Consider the following 13,895-nt stretch of genomic DNA (forward strand, 5'->3'; position numbering starts at 1 on the left):
TTATCAAAAAAGTGGTTATGAAATTACTTCGAGCTCGCTAGCGCCATGAACTCGCGCAGGTCGTCGATTGTGCAGGAATCTGACAATAGATGGTATTTTTCCCAGTCGAGTGTGTTGCCGCGTAGGCTTAGCGATGACCAGTCGAAGCTGTTCAGGTCTGGGTTGTATTTATTTGTAAAGTAATCCCAAAGCCAAGTGCCAGGCAGCGGTTGTACTGGATAGACTTCCGGAAGACATTTTCCCTTGTTGTGCGCAATAAAATCAAATGTTTGCTGCAGCGTTGAGCGGCTTTCACCAGGGAACCCAATAACCATGCTAAACACGGGCGAATATCCATAGGATAGCAGCAAATCTATGCACTTTTGGTTTTTATCGCACGTTGTTTGTTTATTCATAACGCGCAACATAATATCAGAGCCGCTTTCAGCCCCGAAGGCCGCGTTCACGACGTTCATTGCCTGTAGTAGATCTAAAACTTCATTTGATATAGTGTCTGCACGCACGAGGCATGAATAACGGATATAGTTGAGACCCTCACTCACGATCCGCTCCACCAGTGACCGCAGGCGGCTCGCGTTTGCGGTAAAAAGATCATCAAATAAAATGATTTCTTTTACACCCATATGGGCAAGCTGTCTAATCTCGGCGATAACCCTGTTGGTCGGAAAGGGAAAATACCGCCCGCTCCAAAAGGAACTGGATGAGCAAAATCGGCACTTGAACGGACATCCTCTGCTTGACATTACAATATATTTTGCATTGCTATGGAGCGATGTTGGGAAAATGCTCCAGTCGGGCAGAGGGTTTGCCCACGGCTGCTCGAAGTTTTCTAGCGGGCCTCGAAACGCCTCGCCATACCGTAGGGTTTGCGGAAGAGCCGTAACATGTTGACCGCCAACCACAAATTTTTTCCCTCGCTCGATTGCTTTTCTTCCAAGATCATTGACAATATCCCACGCCTCACTCATCCCTGAGCAATAAATGATGTCGGCACTCAACACCTCGTTTTCATTGGTGGAAAAAAAAATATCAGCTCCAGGGTGCTGCTTTTGGAGAATTGGGGCAATAACAGCTATGCCGTACGGCAATGCAAATGATGCGGCCTTAGGGTCGCAGGCGAAAGGGAGAGTCAGGCATATTCGCATAAGTGCACTCCTAATTGTTAGCCCTACAACACCGTAAACGACCGTGTAGCGGATACAGGCAGCAGGGTAAAAATATCTCGGCATGTCTCGTTATCGAATCGTCCATGGTGTCCTGAGACCAGTCAGGACGTTACATCTATCAAATGAAATATTTGTGGATAGATAGGGTCAAAAATAGTTTAAAGAGCACCATCTTTTTCTGTGGGGGAGCGGACTCCTGTCTAGCCATGTCTTGGCGTGCAGCGCTTTTTTTGCACAAGCGGCCACCAACAGGACGGAAGCTGTCCAAGATTCTCTTGCATATTGCAAACAGCATGCCGGCGCTAGTATTTTTAAAAAGCCAACCGCCAAAGTTAATAATAAAAATGGGTCATGACTAGGAGAGAGGGTTTTCCCGGAGGATTTTGAGGACCAGTTGGTAGAGATCCTCTCCCCGATGGTTAAACCTGAACTCACATTCCTTCAAATGAAAGTCGAACGTATGCTTTTGCAGGCCCCTGAAGCGCACGAGGCGAGTTTTGGCATACCCCCAGAAGCTTTCTATCCCGTTGATATGGCAATGTTCCGTGGCGAATTCGTTTTCACTGTGCTGGACCCGGAAGTGCTTCTGATACCCAAGGTCCACAAGGCCGTCGTAACTGCGCCAGCCGTCGGAATGGATCACGCTTTCAAGGTCAACGCGGCCACGGATAATCCGTTGAAGGGTCGCCTTTGAGCAGTCAGGAACGATTTCGGTATATACCCGCCCCTGGCGCTTGAATAAGCCGAAAACAATGGTTTTTCCACGAGCTCCGCGTCCTCTGACGCCTCGAACTCGTCGTGCGCCGAAGTAGCTCTCGTCCACCTCAACCTCACCGGCCACTGGGGATTCAGCCTCGCAGACGGCTGCTATTCGCTCCCGAATGCCCGTGACAATGCGGTTAACGGTGTTTCTGTTGAGGCCAGTAACCTGAGCTACCTGAGAGGCGTTTAAATCAATGGCGAAAAGCCGAACAAGTTGCCTGGTTTTGGCCTCCGAAATCTTTGAACGGAGAATGTATTTGTTACATGGCGGCATGATTAGGATGTAGCCCCATTTGGACCCCTTTCCTAGTCATGACCCATAAAAATACATCAAAGTTAAGGAGTTCGCTACCTCAGGGCTGCCTTACGCCTAGATATGCAGGCTCGCGCCCCCGGAAAAACTACCGGGTAGAGCCAATTCTTGGACAGTCCCAGAAGCCCTCGGCCCCGTTGATGTGGTCGCACTCTTTGGGGTGACCATGCTCTGGAGTTGCCCCTGCTAAGCCGTCTCCCTCCCTTTGACCAGCCCCCACGAGTTGTACCACTCATTATGTTAGTCTGTGCTGCCTACTTGAGTCCAGCGGTGGTCCCCAGGGGGAGCACCCTGTCCCTCGGGGTAGGGTGGCGACCGGCGCTGGTGGACGTTGCCCTAGCGAGCTATGCGGCCTGAATGTGTTATACTCCTGCCGCCACATTTCTAGAACCACCTGCGCCTCCCGGAGCGTATAGAACAGCTCCCCGTTCAGCTCCTCATCCCTCATCTTGCCGTTGAAGCTCTCGCAGTAGCCGTTCTCCCAGGGAGAACCAGGCTCAATGAACAGCGTCTTCACGCCGACCTTGCCGAGCCAGTCCCGCACGGCGTGGGCAGCGAACTCGGAGCCATTGTCTGACCGGATGAAATCCGGCGTGCCCTTTTCAACGAACAACCGTGCCAAGCAGTGCAGCACATCGTCGGAGCGGAGCTGCCTGGAAACCTCAAGAGTCAGACACTCCCGAGTGAACTCGTCGATGACCACAAGAATGCGAAACGCCCTTCCTTCGTGCGTCCTGTCCATGACGAAGTCATAGGACCATACGTGATTGGGCCAGCAGGGCCGCAACCGTATACAGGAACCATCGTTGAGCCAAAGCCTGCTGCGCTTCGGCTGTTTCTGTGGGACCTTCAGCCCTTCCTGACGCCAGATGCGCTCAATGCGCTTGTGGTTTACCAGCCAGCCTTCCCGCTCAAGCAAAGCCTGGATGCGGCGATACCCGTACCGGCCATACTCGCTGGCGAAATGGATGATGGCCGCCTTCAGTGGTTCTTCATCACTGGCTATGCTCGGGCGGTATCGCTGGGTCGCCCGAGGTTGCTCCAGCAAGCGGCACACTCGCCGCTCCGGCACATGAAGAACCGTACGCACATGAGCAACACACTCCCGGCGCCGGGAAGGGCTCAGAAGTTTCCCCTTGCCGCTTCCTGCAAGATGAGCTTGTCCAAGGTCAACTCTGCCACGGCCTTCTTCAGCCTGGCGTTTTCACGCTCCAGCGCTTTCAGCTTCTTGGCTTGGTCAACCTTCAGCCCGCCATACTCGTTGCGCCAACGGTAGAACGTCTGTTCACAGACACCCAGCGCCCGACACGTCTCGGCTACTGTCTTGCCCTTGGCCAGCGAAACCTCTGCTTCACGCAGCTTGGCAATTATCTGTTCCGGTGCTTGCCCTTTCCTGCCCATTGCCTTCCCTCCGTTGGCCAGAGACTAACAAAATCCCTGGCTCAGGTTTAGGGGGGCAGGTCACCTTTTTGTGGTTGTTGATGCGCGGATAAATTCTCTGGGGGATTTCATCCGCAAGCCCTTGTGGGGGGGGCTCTTCATGTGGGCTTCGAACCAGCCGGGAAGCTGAGCGGTCATGAAGAAGGGGCATTTTCGGTGGGATAGGTGGTGTGCTGGCTTGCTTGATTTGTTTTTAATCACTATGATTAACTCAGGGTCAATGTTTTGACCAACGAGGGGATAGCCATCCTGGTGAAATATCAGATGATGGAGTCTACACAGAGCAAGACTGAGGAGAACGTCATGCCCAAGGCTGAAACTCGCGTGCTGACTGCTCATGTACCCGTGCCACTGGCAGAAAAGGTAGACCAGGTGGCCAACCGTTTGGAACGCTCTCGCGGTTGGATCATGAAGCAAGCGCTTTCATCCTGGATCGCCCAGGAGGAAGAGCGTGACCGGTTGACGTATGAGGCGCTCGCCGAGGTGGATACAGATCGCGCCATCGATCATCAGGCTGTGCAGGCATGGGCGGATAGTCTGAGTACCGATGAACCGCTGCCGGTGCCTCGCTAATGAACCTGAAATGGACCAGCAAGGCTCTTTCCGACCTGACACGCCTGTATGAATTCTTGGCCCCTGTTGACCAACCTGCTGCCTCGCGGGCGGTGCAGGCATTGGCTAAGGCCCCGACCGTCCTGCTGACCAATCCGCGCATCGGTGAGCAACTCTTTGCGTTCGCCCCTCGCGAGGTTCGGCGGTTGCTTGTCGGGCATTATGAGATGCGTTACGAGATTCAGGATTCGACAGTCTACGTGCTGCGACTGTGGCATACTAGGGAGGGTCGCTGAAATGGCTTGTATCTGCTCCAGTGTAGGCTGTACCAGGGCATATAACTCCTGATCAGTTACCAAGGCGGCTCGTTCCCCACTCCCGCACATTCAAGGGGGTATAGCCCTTGGTCCTCGTCTTGGCCAGATAGCTGGCCCACTCCACGCATCTCTCGATGTCTCGTTGATAGCTGGCATCATGACGATCCAAGTGGATGAAGTCAGGGTGCCTGTTGCCGTCTCTGCTTCGGTCACACCTATGGAGGAGTCCTGGGTAGTCGATCCCAAGGGCACTTTGCCAGAGTTGGTCTGCCTTCTCCATGTGGTTCCAACTGTGGCATGTGAGATTTCCATTTAGCAGCAGCATTACGTGGTAATGCTGGTGTTTTTCTCTGGATTGTTCACGTACCCAGACGTACTGGAAGGCTATCCCCTTGCGGGATAAATAGCGTGTAAAGCTGTTGAAAAAGCGCTGAATGTCGTCGTTTCCACGGGATGAATAGAAGTTTCTCGGATATCGTAAGTCAAAGCGGATGAAGAGCACTCTGCTGAATCTACTCGTCATGTATTCAATGCGGTCAATGATGGCATCGAGTATGTCGATACGACAGGGCTTGTCGTCATACGCTTGAACTGGATAGTCTCTGTGGGTTTTTTCTGTTATGAACATGGCGTACTCCTTTGTTAGCTATTGAATTAATGGAGAGTGTTATTTGTTACACAAAAAGAAGCCGACACTTGTGATGTCGGCTCTTGCTATGGCTAGCTTTGGCTAGCTAATGATGATCTGGTGTGATTTTTGTAATAGGTGTATGTTTATGTTTAGATATTTATTTGTTTGCATATCTTTATGTATTTAGTTCTTATGGATGAGAGGCATTAACAAAGGTGATAATAAATAATGTATCTATAATAGATACAAGAGAGATAATACCATTTTAGCATGTATGATTTTTGAATATAAAATTGATATACTGGATAGTTGTGGATTTGAAAGCGATTGCTGCTGAAGTTTTTGTATGATGATTTTTTGTCAGACTTATTTTTTACACACTATGTGGTGTAGGTGGGGGGGCAATAAGCTGACGTATTGTGTGTATTGTGATTTTTATTTATGTTGCGTTTGTTTGACTTGTTTATAGGTTCCGCTGGGGGTGTTGTATGGTTCGATTGGATGTGCGTCCTTTTCGTGCGCCAGTCTTAGTGTTGGGGTCAGCGCCGAATCCACTTCTGCCAGAATGGGCCAGGGATGCGAAGGTGGTTTGTGTTAATGCTTCCGGTGCGATAGCTCGGGATCTTGATCTTCCAAGTCCTGCGCTTACTGTGATGTCGGGCTTCATGTTTGGAGATTCGGTCGCAAACCACGAAGCGCGTGCTGTCCTTGGTGGGCTTCGTACCCAGCATTTGGTGTATATTGATGTAGGGTGTGGATTTGCTGCGGCACGACGTTGTCTGCGTGCATTGGGTTATGGTTGGGATGATGTCACGGTGCTTAGTTACGATCAGAGGGCGCAGCTTGTGCTCAATGTGGCCGGAGTTGATGTTTCAACAGAAAATACGAAGCCATCTACTGGTGTGCTCGCTGTGGTGTTGGCTTTGTTGTTGAAAGGAACTCCTGTGTGTATGGCTGGATTTTCTTTTCAAAATTCTGGGCATGCCTACAGTGCTTCAATGCAGCCACGCCATCATGTGGGGGCGGATATTCTGTTATTGCGTGTTCTTGTGAAGAATTTTTTCCTGTGTACTACCTCTGTAGATGTTTCAGAATGTGCTAGAGTCCCTATGTGGACAAGTGCCAAGGCATGATTTTGTTGGTGTGTAAAGATAATATACGCTTTGCACTGCAGTGTCCGAAGGCCTGTGTGGATTTGGCTGTCTTAGGATTGGCTGGGCTTTGGGTTTTGTTGTTGCATCGCGACGCGCTCAGCGTGTTTGCTCGCTGGTGATTGTTGAGAAAGGGGGAGTCTTGTGGGCGTGCTTGGCATCGCTTTTGCTAGGTGCTTTTGCGGTGGTACAAATTTGCCGCCTGCGCCGTGATGCGCTGTGGTTTTTTTTTACAAGCAGCAGTGGGTTGTTGGAGTGTAATTGACCGCGCGGGCTCGAAGGCTTGTGCGTTTGCGAAAGGCGGGTGTTGCTATGGATCTCTTTGCTGCGATTAAAGGCAGTCCGTTGTTGCGGCCCAACGCAATACCGGTGTCGAAAAATATTGGCGTGGTGTGTCTTCCGTCGGCGTTTTCAAGCATTCCTGAAGTACTTTTGGCAGGGGCAAAGGCGGTTTTTGTTGTTGGCGCTGGATGTGCCCAATGTGATGAGATGGGAAGGGCGCTTGCGGAAGAACGAGGAAAGAATATTCCAGTTTTTCAGATGGAAAAAATTGTTCAACGAATTGATCTAGACGTGGTTTTTTACCACCATGCATTTGAATATGGGCCATTGTGTTCATGTTGGTGGTATTTGCGCAATGTTGGCTATGACAGTTTCTATACCTTTATGCCAGTCCCATATAACGCTGGTATCACCACGACGCATATTCCTGGATATTATTCCTCGAATAAGGAGAGTCTTGAACGCGTTTTTGCTATGTTGGCCGATGCTGAAAGTCGAGCAGTTTTTGCAGCTAGGGTGCGGGCAGTTGAATCTGGTAATATCGGCTTTATAAAAGTTTCTGCATATGAAGAATATTTTCATCCGTTGGTTAGGCCGGAATGTGACGATACCATTATGGATGGAGGGGTGTCTGAGAATGTTCTTTCGCAGCTCGCCTTTATTAAGGCGGTGGGGCCGGGAGGACGTATTTTTGGATTTGAGCCTGATCCTGTTGGTTTTTGTGCTGCATGTGAACGTATAAAGGCGCAGGCTCTCTATGATGTATATAAGGTTATTCCATTTGGAATGTGGCATAAACGTGACACTGTTTTTTTTGAAATTTCTGGTCAGGGAACCCACGTAACAAGTGATGCGAGTGATAATGCAGTTGCTTGTGAATGTATATCGGTAGATGAGATTGTTGCAGCAAATCGTATCGGGAAAGTGGATTTTATAAAGATGGATGTAGAAGGATCTGAGATAAATGCGTTGAAAGGTTCCTTGAGGACTTTGACGGAGCATCGCCCAAAATTGGCAATATCGATATACCATCAGCCTCAGGATTTATACTTTATCCCTTTGTTCTTGCAGAACGTATGTCATGACTATGAATTCTATATTGGCCACCATCATGCATCATTGCATGAAACGGTGCTTTACTGCCGGCCTCGTTGATTGCAATTGTCATAAATATATAGTGTGTACAGAGATGGTATTCGCCTGACACGGCCTTGCTTGGCGTACCTCCCCCCCCCCCCGCAGGGCGGTCGATATCTATTTGGGGCTTGCTGACTCGCCCGGCACCGGAAGTGCTCTCCTTGACTTCGGGCTAAGCTCTAGCTAAGTCTAGAATGAACAAGGAGTATCGTATGGAGGTGGCTATGAATATCGTCCCCATGCATCAGGCCAAGAGCTCTCTGTCACAGTTGGTAAAACGTGCGGCAGGTGGTGAAACCATTTTCATCGGCAGCTATGGTCGAGCAGAGGCCGTCCTTAAGTCGGCCGCAAGTGCTAAGCCGAAAAAGCGTCTTGGTCTTCTGAAGGGCAAGCTGAAGGTTCCCGACGATTTCGACGCTCCTCTGCCGCCGGAACTTCTTGCGGCGTTTGAAGGGAGCGAGGAATGAGACTGCTGCTGGATACCAACGCGGTTCTCTGGGCGTTGACCGATTCCCCGCGCATTGAGTCTGTGCGGGGACTGCTGCTCGCTGATGAGAACGAGGTCTTTGTCAGTTCCGTGTCTTGGTGGGAGATCGCCATCAAGACACGCATCGGCAAACTTGATGCCGAGTTGTCCGTGCTTCGTGCTGCAGCGCAGGAGAGCGGCTTCCTTGAGCTTCCCCTTCTTGGTGCGCATGCAGAGATGCTCGCGACCCTTCCGAGGCACCACAACGACCCCTTTGACCATATGCTGGTCTCCCAGGCTATGGCCGAACCCATGCGGCTGATTACCGGCGACACGGTGCTCTCCAGTTACACGCCGCTGGCGCTCCAAATTTGAAGGCGTTAAGGGGGACGTGCCTCTCGCTGAGCGTGCGGGGGGCATTCACTTGCCCCTGTCTTGCCTGTGGGAAGCCGGACAAGCAATTGGGGGGGGGCAAAGGACCGGAGGTGTGTGGTCCGCAGGTGATGCCATGTTGCCACGTTTGACCGACGAGTTGACGGTGTCGAGGCTTGGCAGGCAGACTTGACGAGTCGTGGGTTCTGGTGGCTGTATCTGTAATTTCAGTGCGTTAGACGTCTTGGCGGTGCTTGGCGGTATGGGTTTGAGTGTCGCTTCTGTTTTTTAATAAAAACAATGTGTTGGGAATTTTTGGGTGTGTCTAGTTAGAGCCTTCCCCTTTAGGGGAAGGCTCTAGTAATTGGCGGGTAGACGCGTGGGCAAGTCGAGGAGGGGGGCTATTTGCTGAGTCTGCCCTGCAGGCTCATCGCTGCGGCCCTGATAGTATCGGGGCTGAGGTGCGAGTAACGCTTGGTCATCTCAAGCGTGGTATGCCCCATGAGTTCGGCGACGGTATACAGCGGTGTGCCGCTTTGCACGAGCCAACTGGCGAACGTGTGGCGCAGGGTATGGAAGACCACGCGCTGCCTGGTGTCGCTGACCCCTTCGTTGAGACCAAGTTGCTCGACGACGCGCTCGAAGGTGTCGGATACCCAGTTGCGCTTGGCGCCGTTCTGGGCCGGGAAGACGTACTCGGTGCCGTTCGAGACCTGGGCGCGCTCAGTGAACATCGCGCGGACCTCGTCGGTCATGTACGCATGCCTGCTGTGTTTGTTCTTAGGGTCGCGGATGTAGATGGTCCCTGCAGTGAAGTTGAGGTCCGTCCAGGTGAGCGCATGGATTTCACCGGCCCTGAGGCCGCAGAAGAGGGAGAGTAGGGCGCTGTCGTGAGTGTCCTGTGATCTTTTCTTGAGCTCCGCGAGTAGGGTGCATGCTTCGGATTCCGTTAGGAAGCGCATCCGCCTGTTGTCCTTGCGGGGTTTCTTGATGCGCGTGCAGGGGCATTCTCCGCTCACGATTTCATGATTCCGGGCCATGCCCCAGACTTGGGATATAATGGCCAGCAGATGGCGGATGGTAGCCGCACTCCGCCCTACGGTCATGGCGTTGTTGGCAACCTGTTCGATGAGTGGCGGGGTAAGGGCGCTGAGTGGGGAGTTGCCGAGTACCGGCTTGATCCATTTGGCGTAGTACCCGGATTCCGTCCTCATTGTCTGTGGCGTCTTGTGCAGGGTAGAGGAGGGCAGGTAGTGCCTCTCCCAGAATTCGTCCAAGGTTGTGGCCGCATGGGCTGCACGGCGCTCTTCAACAGCGGCCTGTTCGCGGGCCTCGCGCATCATCTCGCGCATTTCGGCGAGAGACTGCGGGCGTCGCCCCAGCCTGATATTCTCAGTGATCCTGGCACGCAGTTGAGATGCCTTCTGACTGGTCATGCCTTCGGATGCCCACCCGGCACCTTCTTCCTTCGGTTTACCATCGGATTTGTACCGGATGAAGAAGTAGCGATCAGGCTTAGAGCCGTGTTTGCGGGTCTGGCTTTCGCGGTAACGAACGCCGCGGTAGCTGGTGGAGGTCGTCGTGGTCATGGGTATCTCGCGGGGATGGGCATGTTTCATGGAGAGGGAGTCAGCCCCACTATAGCCCCACCTTCTGCGGGGTGACAACGCGAAATCGCGGGAAGGTTCAGGGGGCTTTTTGGCTAAATATTGCTCTTCAATATTCTGTTTTTATGGTATAAATATGATTGCTTGGGGTGGGTCGGGAAAGGTGAGGAATATCGTGGACTAATAAACTCATAACCCGAAGGTCGTCGGTTCAAATCCGGCCCCCGCAACCATATTTGAAGGCCCTGAAAGGCAACTTTCAGGGCCTTCTTGCTTGTCCTGCGCGTTGTGTTGGTTTTTTGCAGCATTTCTGCAAGGTTGCACGGGGTGAGGGGAATACTGCTCCAATCGCCGCAAGATGTGCGGAGATTCTCTCAACTCTTTCGAGTGGCGAGGCCCCTTACCCGGGGGATGCCTTCTGTCCCCCCAACCCGTTCGCGCTACGTCCGGAACAGCTTCACCACGCTGGTCAGGTTGGCGTCGCCAAGGCCCTCGTTCATGCCGCGTTGGAATACCGAGCGCGCGGCGGCGATGGTGGGTGCGGCATCGGGCGAACCGGCGGCCTTCAGCGCGTAGCCGAAATCCTTTTCGATCAGTTCCACCGGGAACATCACGGGCGCCTCGCCCGAAAGCAGCGCGCCAATGGCCCGCTGGGCGTAGGGGCTCCACACCGCCGTGCCAGCGATGATGCCCATGATCTTCTGCGCGTCCGCGCCGTTGCGATGCAGCATGCCGATCAGTTCGGCGATGGCGGTCACCTGGATGCCCAGCAGGGCGTTGGTGGCCAGCTTGGTCAGCGCGCCCGTGCCGATATCCCCCGTGTGGTTCACTGTGCTTCCCATGGCCAGCAGTACCGGTTCGGCTTTCTTGCAGGCGTCTGCGCTGCCCCCCACCAGAAAGATGAGTTGCGCGGCGTCGGCCTGCGGCAGCGACCCGGATACCGGGGTTTCCAGCAGGGTCACGCCCCGGTTGGCCGCCTCCGCGCTCAGCTTTTTGATCCAGTCCACCGACAGGGTGGAACTGTCCATGGCGATGGTACCGGGCCGCAGGCCCGCGAAGGCGCCGGTTTCGGCGTCCAGCCAGACCGTGGCGGAGGCAGCGTCGTCGCGCACCATGGCCAGCACGAAGTCCGCCCCGGCGGCGGCATCCTTGGGGGTGGCGGCCTGCGTGGCGCCCAGGGCCAGCATCGGCTCTGCCGCCTTGGCGGTGCGGTTCCACACAACGACCTGATGCCCTGCCTTCAGCAGGTTGGCGGCCATGCGCCTGCCCATGGCTCCAAGGCCCAGAACGGCGATATGGGACATGATGGTGCTCCTTGGTTGCGATGCGGGTTGGTTGCCCCGATTTGGGAGGACGTGGCCCGATGTGGCCGAGCGTGATCGATGCGGAGCCGATGCGAGGAAGACATGAGCGGACGCGGGCTGACGGTGACGGCCCCCCGCGCCGGTCCGCCGCAGGGTACGGCGGCCTTCGTTCAGTATAGGACGCCTGACGCGTTTTACAATACGGAAAGGCGGACCGTGCGGCCTCGTCCCTTGTGCAGGGGGGAGGACGGGCGGTCCGCCTTGTTTGTATGGGCGGGGGCGGCCGTGGGGGCGGCCCTTGGGGTGGCAGAGGCGGGACGCGCCGCCTTTAGCGGGCCATGTGGTCTATGCGCCCCGCGTGAGCCTGTATCCTGTCTGTGCCGTATGCCCTGTGCGCCCTATGCCGCCGTCACACGGCGCCCGGCGGGTGGGGCGGGCGGGTTGTGGACCGCCTGTCGCGCGTGCCGCTCACGGTCGCGCAGATGCTGGAGCAGGGCCAGGGCCTCTTGCGGGGGGCGCTGTTCCACGCGGCGGTACTGGCGGCCATCCGGGGTGCGGGTGGCCATGCCGAGATCGCACAGCCAGCGGCGCAACAGGGCATGATCGCCGAAGTGATGGCAGGCGCGCAGGGCGTCGTCCATCTGGGTGCCGGTCAGCACCTGCCCGGCGGGCAGGCGCGACCACACCCACCACAGGCAGAGCCGTTGCAGGCTGACCTTGCCCGGCCAGCGGGCCAGCAGGTCGTCCGGGCCGAAGTGGCGGGCGGCGCGTTCCACGCGGCGCAGGTCCACCGGTTCTTCCGGGGTGGCGGGCTGCGGCGCGGCAAGGCGTTCCAGCCGTTCCTGCGCCGCGAACTGGGCCCGGTAGTGCTGGAAGTTGCGGTAACCCACGGCGCGGACCAGCATGTTCAGCAACTGGACATGGCTGACATGGCTGACGGGGCCGGGGGCATTCACGGGAACGCACCCGGCATCACCGTCGGAACCGACAGTGGGGCAGCCAGTGGCATCATGGGCGGGGTTGCCGCAGGCATCGTCAGCTGGGCGGCCACCACGGCCTGCCAGTTGCGACGACATGGCACAAGCCGCCAGTTCGCGTTGCAGCGAACGGGCCAGTGCGGAGACGTCCTTGGCGATGAAGGGAAAACGAGGTCTGGACATCACCTATCCTCTCGACGTGCCGATCCGGATGGGGTGTCGATGGTCACTGGCTTTCGACGCGGCACGAGGCAGGTGCGTGTCGGGATGGAGAGATGGCAGGTTTAGCTTCCCGCAGGGGGACAGTGACGCCTTGGTGAACTGCCGACCGGTTCCGGGTCTACACCGGGGCGCGGGGTTTTTCAAGCGGGGGGGCAATACCCAGGCACCGGGGCGAGCGCAGGGGACGAGGCCGCACCACATTGGGCGGCCCCGGCGGAAAATGTGAGCGTTGTTCGCATCTCCCCGCATTGTTGTACCAGCGAGGATGGAATTGCCAAGGGTTATTACTGTCTGGGGGTGTAGGTAATACGCTTCATGCGCTCGATGGCGTTGGTAACGGATGCGTCATTGATGGGCCACGCCGGAGTGTCCCTGTCCTTGTTGCTGGAGCGCCAGGCCTGATAGACCTTCACGTAGGATGAACCCACGTGGCTCATGTAGAGAAAACCGCTTTCCGTGTCCTTGCCGTTCTTCACCAGCGGATCGACAAGGGCGGCGCAGTGGTAGGTCATGATCACGCTGCCGCCTTCGGCACTGACGAGCTTTGACTTCGCCTGCTCCTTGCAGCCCAGCGCCAAGGCATTCAGCGATTCCGCGATGAACCGCTTGAAGTCGTAGTCCGGAAGGTGCCAGCCGTAGACGCCGTACAGCATCGTCCAGTTTTCGAAATCATGAGTCTTCGGAATCTGCTCGAACGTGAAACTGCTCTTGGTTTGTTCTCGCGACGCCTTGAAGTTGCCGACATCCTTGGGCGAGGTGATCCAGTGCGGTGCCGGATAGGTGAGCAGTCCGTTGTAGATGGTCATGGTTTGCATGATCATGGGCGCGACTTGGGATGAATCCTGCCCGTTGTCACTGGAGGATGCCGAAAACGGCTTGGCATTATCGCCGTTTTGGCTGCCCGATGCCGCTGCAAGGGTGAGGCTCGCGCCGGAAATCAGCAAAGTCAGCGCGGCTGCAGTTATGAACACGAGCATGTTACGGCTTGAGCGTTGCGACATCGGAATTCCCTTGAAAAGATATGGTCGGTGTGTTGGCAAGACATGAGGTCTAAGGCATGGGCACTACATTCATGCCAGGCTCCAGCCTGATCCGCTCGATGCCTTGCAGAGCCGCCGTGCGATAGCGTTCTGCATCAGCGGGCGAAGCATTGCGCCACCCCTGGTACACGGTCACGAAGGTGCTCTTGAGCACGC

The 13,895-nt window shown here is 55.2% G+C and carries 14 protein-coding genes; 6 read left to right on the top strand and 8 right to left on the bottom strand.

The window, feature by feature from the left end; genetic code table 11:
• Positions 1–23: 23 nt before the first annotated feature.
• From FVW27_RS03450 to FVW27_RS03460, 3 genes are all read right to left on the bottom strand, one after another.
• Positions 24–1,145, bottom strand: coding sequence for a B12-binding domain-containing radical SAM protein (locus FVW27_RS03450; protein WP_167122756.1), 1,122 nt, complete (start codon positions 1,143–1,145; stop codon positions 24–26).
• A gap of 376 nt (positions 1,146–1,521) precedes the next feature.
• Positions 1,522–2,202, bottom strand: a complete 681-nt coding sequence (locus FVW27_RS03455; RefSeq protein ID WP_167122758.1) for an IS1595 family transposase — start codon at positions 2,200–2,202, stop codon at positions 1,522–1,524.
• 274 nt (positions 2,203–2,476) lie between these two features.
• Positions 2,477–3,642, bottom strand: a protein-coding gene (locus FVW27_RS03460) for an IS3 family transposase (protein ID WP_243838187.1) whose coding sequence is annotated in 2 segments (ribosomal slippage) — positions 2,477–3,378 and positions 3,378–3,642 — 1,167 coding nt in all. Because the reading frame shifts where the segments join, the coding sequence is not laid out codon by codon here.
• 342 nt (positions 3,643–3,984) lie between these two features.
• Here FVW27_RS03460 and FVW27_RS03465 point away from each other — a divergent pair.
• Positions 3,985–4,254 carry a CopG family ribbon-helix-helix protein gene (locus FVW27_RS03465; protein ID WP_167122760.1) on the top strand — a complete coding sequence of 90 codons (270 nt, stop codon included), beginning with the start codon at positions 3,985–3,987 and terminating at the stop codon, positions 4,252–4,254.
• A complete protein-coding gene (locus tag FVW27_RS03470; protein ID WP_167122762.1) occupies positions 4,254–4,529 on the top strand; it encodes a type II toxin-antitoxin system RelE/ParE family toxin in 276 nt (91 codons plus the stop codon). Before FVW27_RS03465 ends, FVW27_RS03470 begins: the two co-directional genes overlap by 1 nt.
• 52 nt (positions 4,530–4,581) lie before the next feature.
• Here the strand turns inward: FVW27_RS03470 and FVW27_RS03475 are convergent, their stop codons facing one another.
• A complete protein-coding gene (locus FVW27_RS03475) occupies positions 4,582–5,178 on the bottom strand; it encodes a YagK/YfjJ domain-containing protein (RefSeq protein WP_167122764.1) in 597 nt (198 codons plus the stop codon).
• A gap of 491 nt (positions 5,179–5,669) precedes the next feature.
• Between FVW27_RS03475 and FVW27_RS03480 the strand changes: the two genes are divergently transcribed.
• The 4 genes from FVW27_RS03480 to FVW27_RS03495 all read left to right on the top strand — a co-directional run bounded on the left by FVW27_RS03480 (position 5,670) and on the right by FVW27_RS03495 (position 8,592).
• Entirely contained in the window at positions 5,670–6,314 is a 645-nt protein-coding gene (locus FVW27_RS03480) for a hypothetical protein (RefSeq protein ID WP_167122766.1), read from the top strand.
• A 330-nt stretch (positions 6,315–6,644) separates the two neighbouring features.
• The gene (locus FVW27_RS03485) at positions 6,645–7,769 is read left to right on the top strand and encodes an FkbM family methyltransferase (protein WP_167122768.1); all 1,125 of its coding nucleotides are present in this window, start codon (positions 6,645–6,647) and stop codon (positions 7,767–7,769) included.
• 206 nt (positions 7,770–7,975) lie between these two features.
• Positions 7,976–8,218, top strand: a complete 243-nt coding sequence (locus tag FVW27_RS03490; protein ID WP_035069587.1) for a type II toxin-antitoxin system Phd/YefM family antitoxin — start codon at positions 7,976–7,978, stop codon at positions 8,216–8,218.
• Positions 8,215–8,592 carry a type II toxin-antitoxin system VapC family toxin gene (locus FVW27_RS03495; RefSeq protein ID WP_167122770.1) on the top strand — a complete coding sequence of 126 codons (378 nt, stop codon included), beginning with the start codon at positions 8,215–8,217 and terminating at the stop codon, positions 8,590–8,592. The genes FVW27_RS03490 and FVW27_RS03495 overlap by 4 nt, the downstream gene beginning before the upstream one ends.
• 398 nt (positions 8,593–8,990) lie before the next feature.
• Here FVW27_RS03495 and FVW27_RS03500 read toward each other — a convergent pair whose 3' ends face one another.
• From FVW27_RS03500 to FVW27_RS03515, 4 genes are all read right to left on the bottom strand, one after another.
• The gene (locus FVW27_RS03500; protein WP_167122772.1) at positions 8,991–10,178 is read right to left on the bottom strand and encodes a tyrosine-type recombinase/integrase; all 1,188 of its coding nucleotides are present in this window, start codon (positions 10,176–10,178) and stop codon (positions 8,991–8,993) included.
• A 458-nt stretch (positions 10,179–10,636) separates the two neighbouring features.
• Entirely contained in the window at positions 10,637–11,701 is a 1,065-nt protein-coding gene (locus FVW27_RS03505; RefSeq protein ID WP_341806061.1) for an NAD(P)-dependent oxidoreductase, read from the bottom strand.
• Between the two features lie 197 nt (positions 11,702–11,898).
• Positions 11,899–12,660 carry a DUF2087 domain-containing protein gene (locus tag FVW27_RS03510; protein WP_167122776.1) on the bottom strand — a complete coding sequence of 254 codons (762 nt, stop codon included), beginning with the start codon at positions 12,658–12,660 and terminating at the stop codon, positions 11,899–11,901.
• 323 nt (positions 12,661–12,983) lie between these two features.
• Positions 12,984–13,676, bottom strand: coding sequence for a hypothetical protein (locus tag FVW27_RS03515; protein ID WP_167122778.1), 693 nt, complete (start codon positions 13,674–13,676; stop codon positions 12,984–12,986).
• Positions 13,677–13,895 lie beyond the last annotated feature (219 nt).

Origin of the sequence: Nitratidesulfovibrio liaohensis, from assembly GCF_011682075.1 — a bacterium.
GTDB classification, from domain to species: Bacteria; Desulfobacterota; Desulfovibrionia; order Desulfovibrionales; family Desulfovibrionaceae; genus Cupidesulfovibrio; species Cupidesulfovibrio liaohensis.

What these genes read in the sequence shown, in the direction of transcription:
- FVW27_RS03450 (WP_167122756.1), bottom strand. Translation starts at nt 1,145, where the DNA reads ATGCGAATATGCCTGACTCTCCCTTTCGCCTGCGACCCTAAGGCCGCA.
- FVW27_RS03455 (WP_167122758.1), bottom strand. Translation starts at nt 2,202, where the DNA reads ATGCCGCCATGTAACAAATACATTCTCCGTTCAAAGATTTCGGAGGCC.
- FVW27_RS03465 (WP_167122760.1), top strand. Translation starts at nt 3,985, where the DNA reads ATGCCCAAGGCTGAAACTCGCGTGCTGACTGCTCATGTACCCGTGCCA.
- FVW27_RS03470 (WP_167122762.1), top strand. Translation starts at nt 4,254, where the DNA reads ATGAACCTGAAATGGACCAGCAAGGCTCTTTCCGACCTGACACGCCTG.
- FVW27_RS03475 (WP_167122764.1), bottom strand. Translation starts at nt 5,178, where the DNA reads ATGTTCATAACAGAAAAAACCCACAGAGACTATCCAGTTCAAGCGTAT.
- FVW27_RS03480 (WP_167122766.1), top strand. Translation starts at nt 5,670, where the DNA reads ATGGTTCGATTGGATGTGCGTCCTTTTCGTGCGCCAGTCTTAGTGTTG.
- FVW27_RS03485 (WP_167122768.1), top strand. Translation starts at nt 6,645, where the DNA reads ATGGATCTCTTTGCTGCGATTAAAGGCAGTCCGTTGTTGCGGCCCAAC.
- FVW27_RS03490 (WP_035069587.1), top strand. Translation starts at nt 7,976, where the DNA reads ATGAATATCGTCCCCATGCATCAGGCCAAGAGCTCTCTGTCACAGTTG.
- FVW27_RS03495 (WP_167122770.1), top strand. Translation starts at nt 8,215, where the DNA reads ATGAGACTGCTGCTGGATACCAACGCGGTTCTCTGGGCGTTGACCGAT.
- FVW27_RS03500 (WP_167122772.1), bottom strand. Translation starts at nt 10,178, where the DNA reads ATGACCACGACGACCTCCACCAGCTACCGCGGCGTTCGTTACCGCGAA.
- FVW27_RS03510 (WP_167122776.1), bottom strand. Translation starts at nt 12,660, where the DNA reads ATGTCCAGACCTCGTTTTCCCTTCATCGCCAAGGACGTCTCCGCACTG.
- FVW27_RS03515 (WP_167122778.1), bottom strand. Translation starts at nt 13,676, where the DNA reads ATGCTCGTGTTCATAACTGCAGCCGCGCTGACTTTGCTGATTTCCGGC.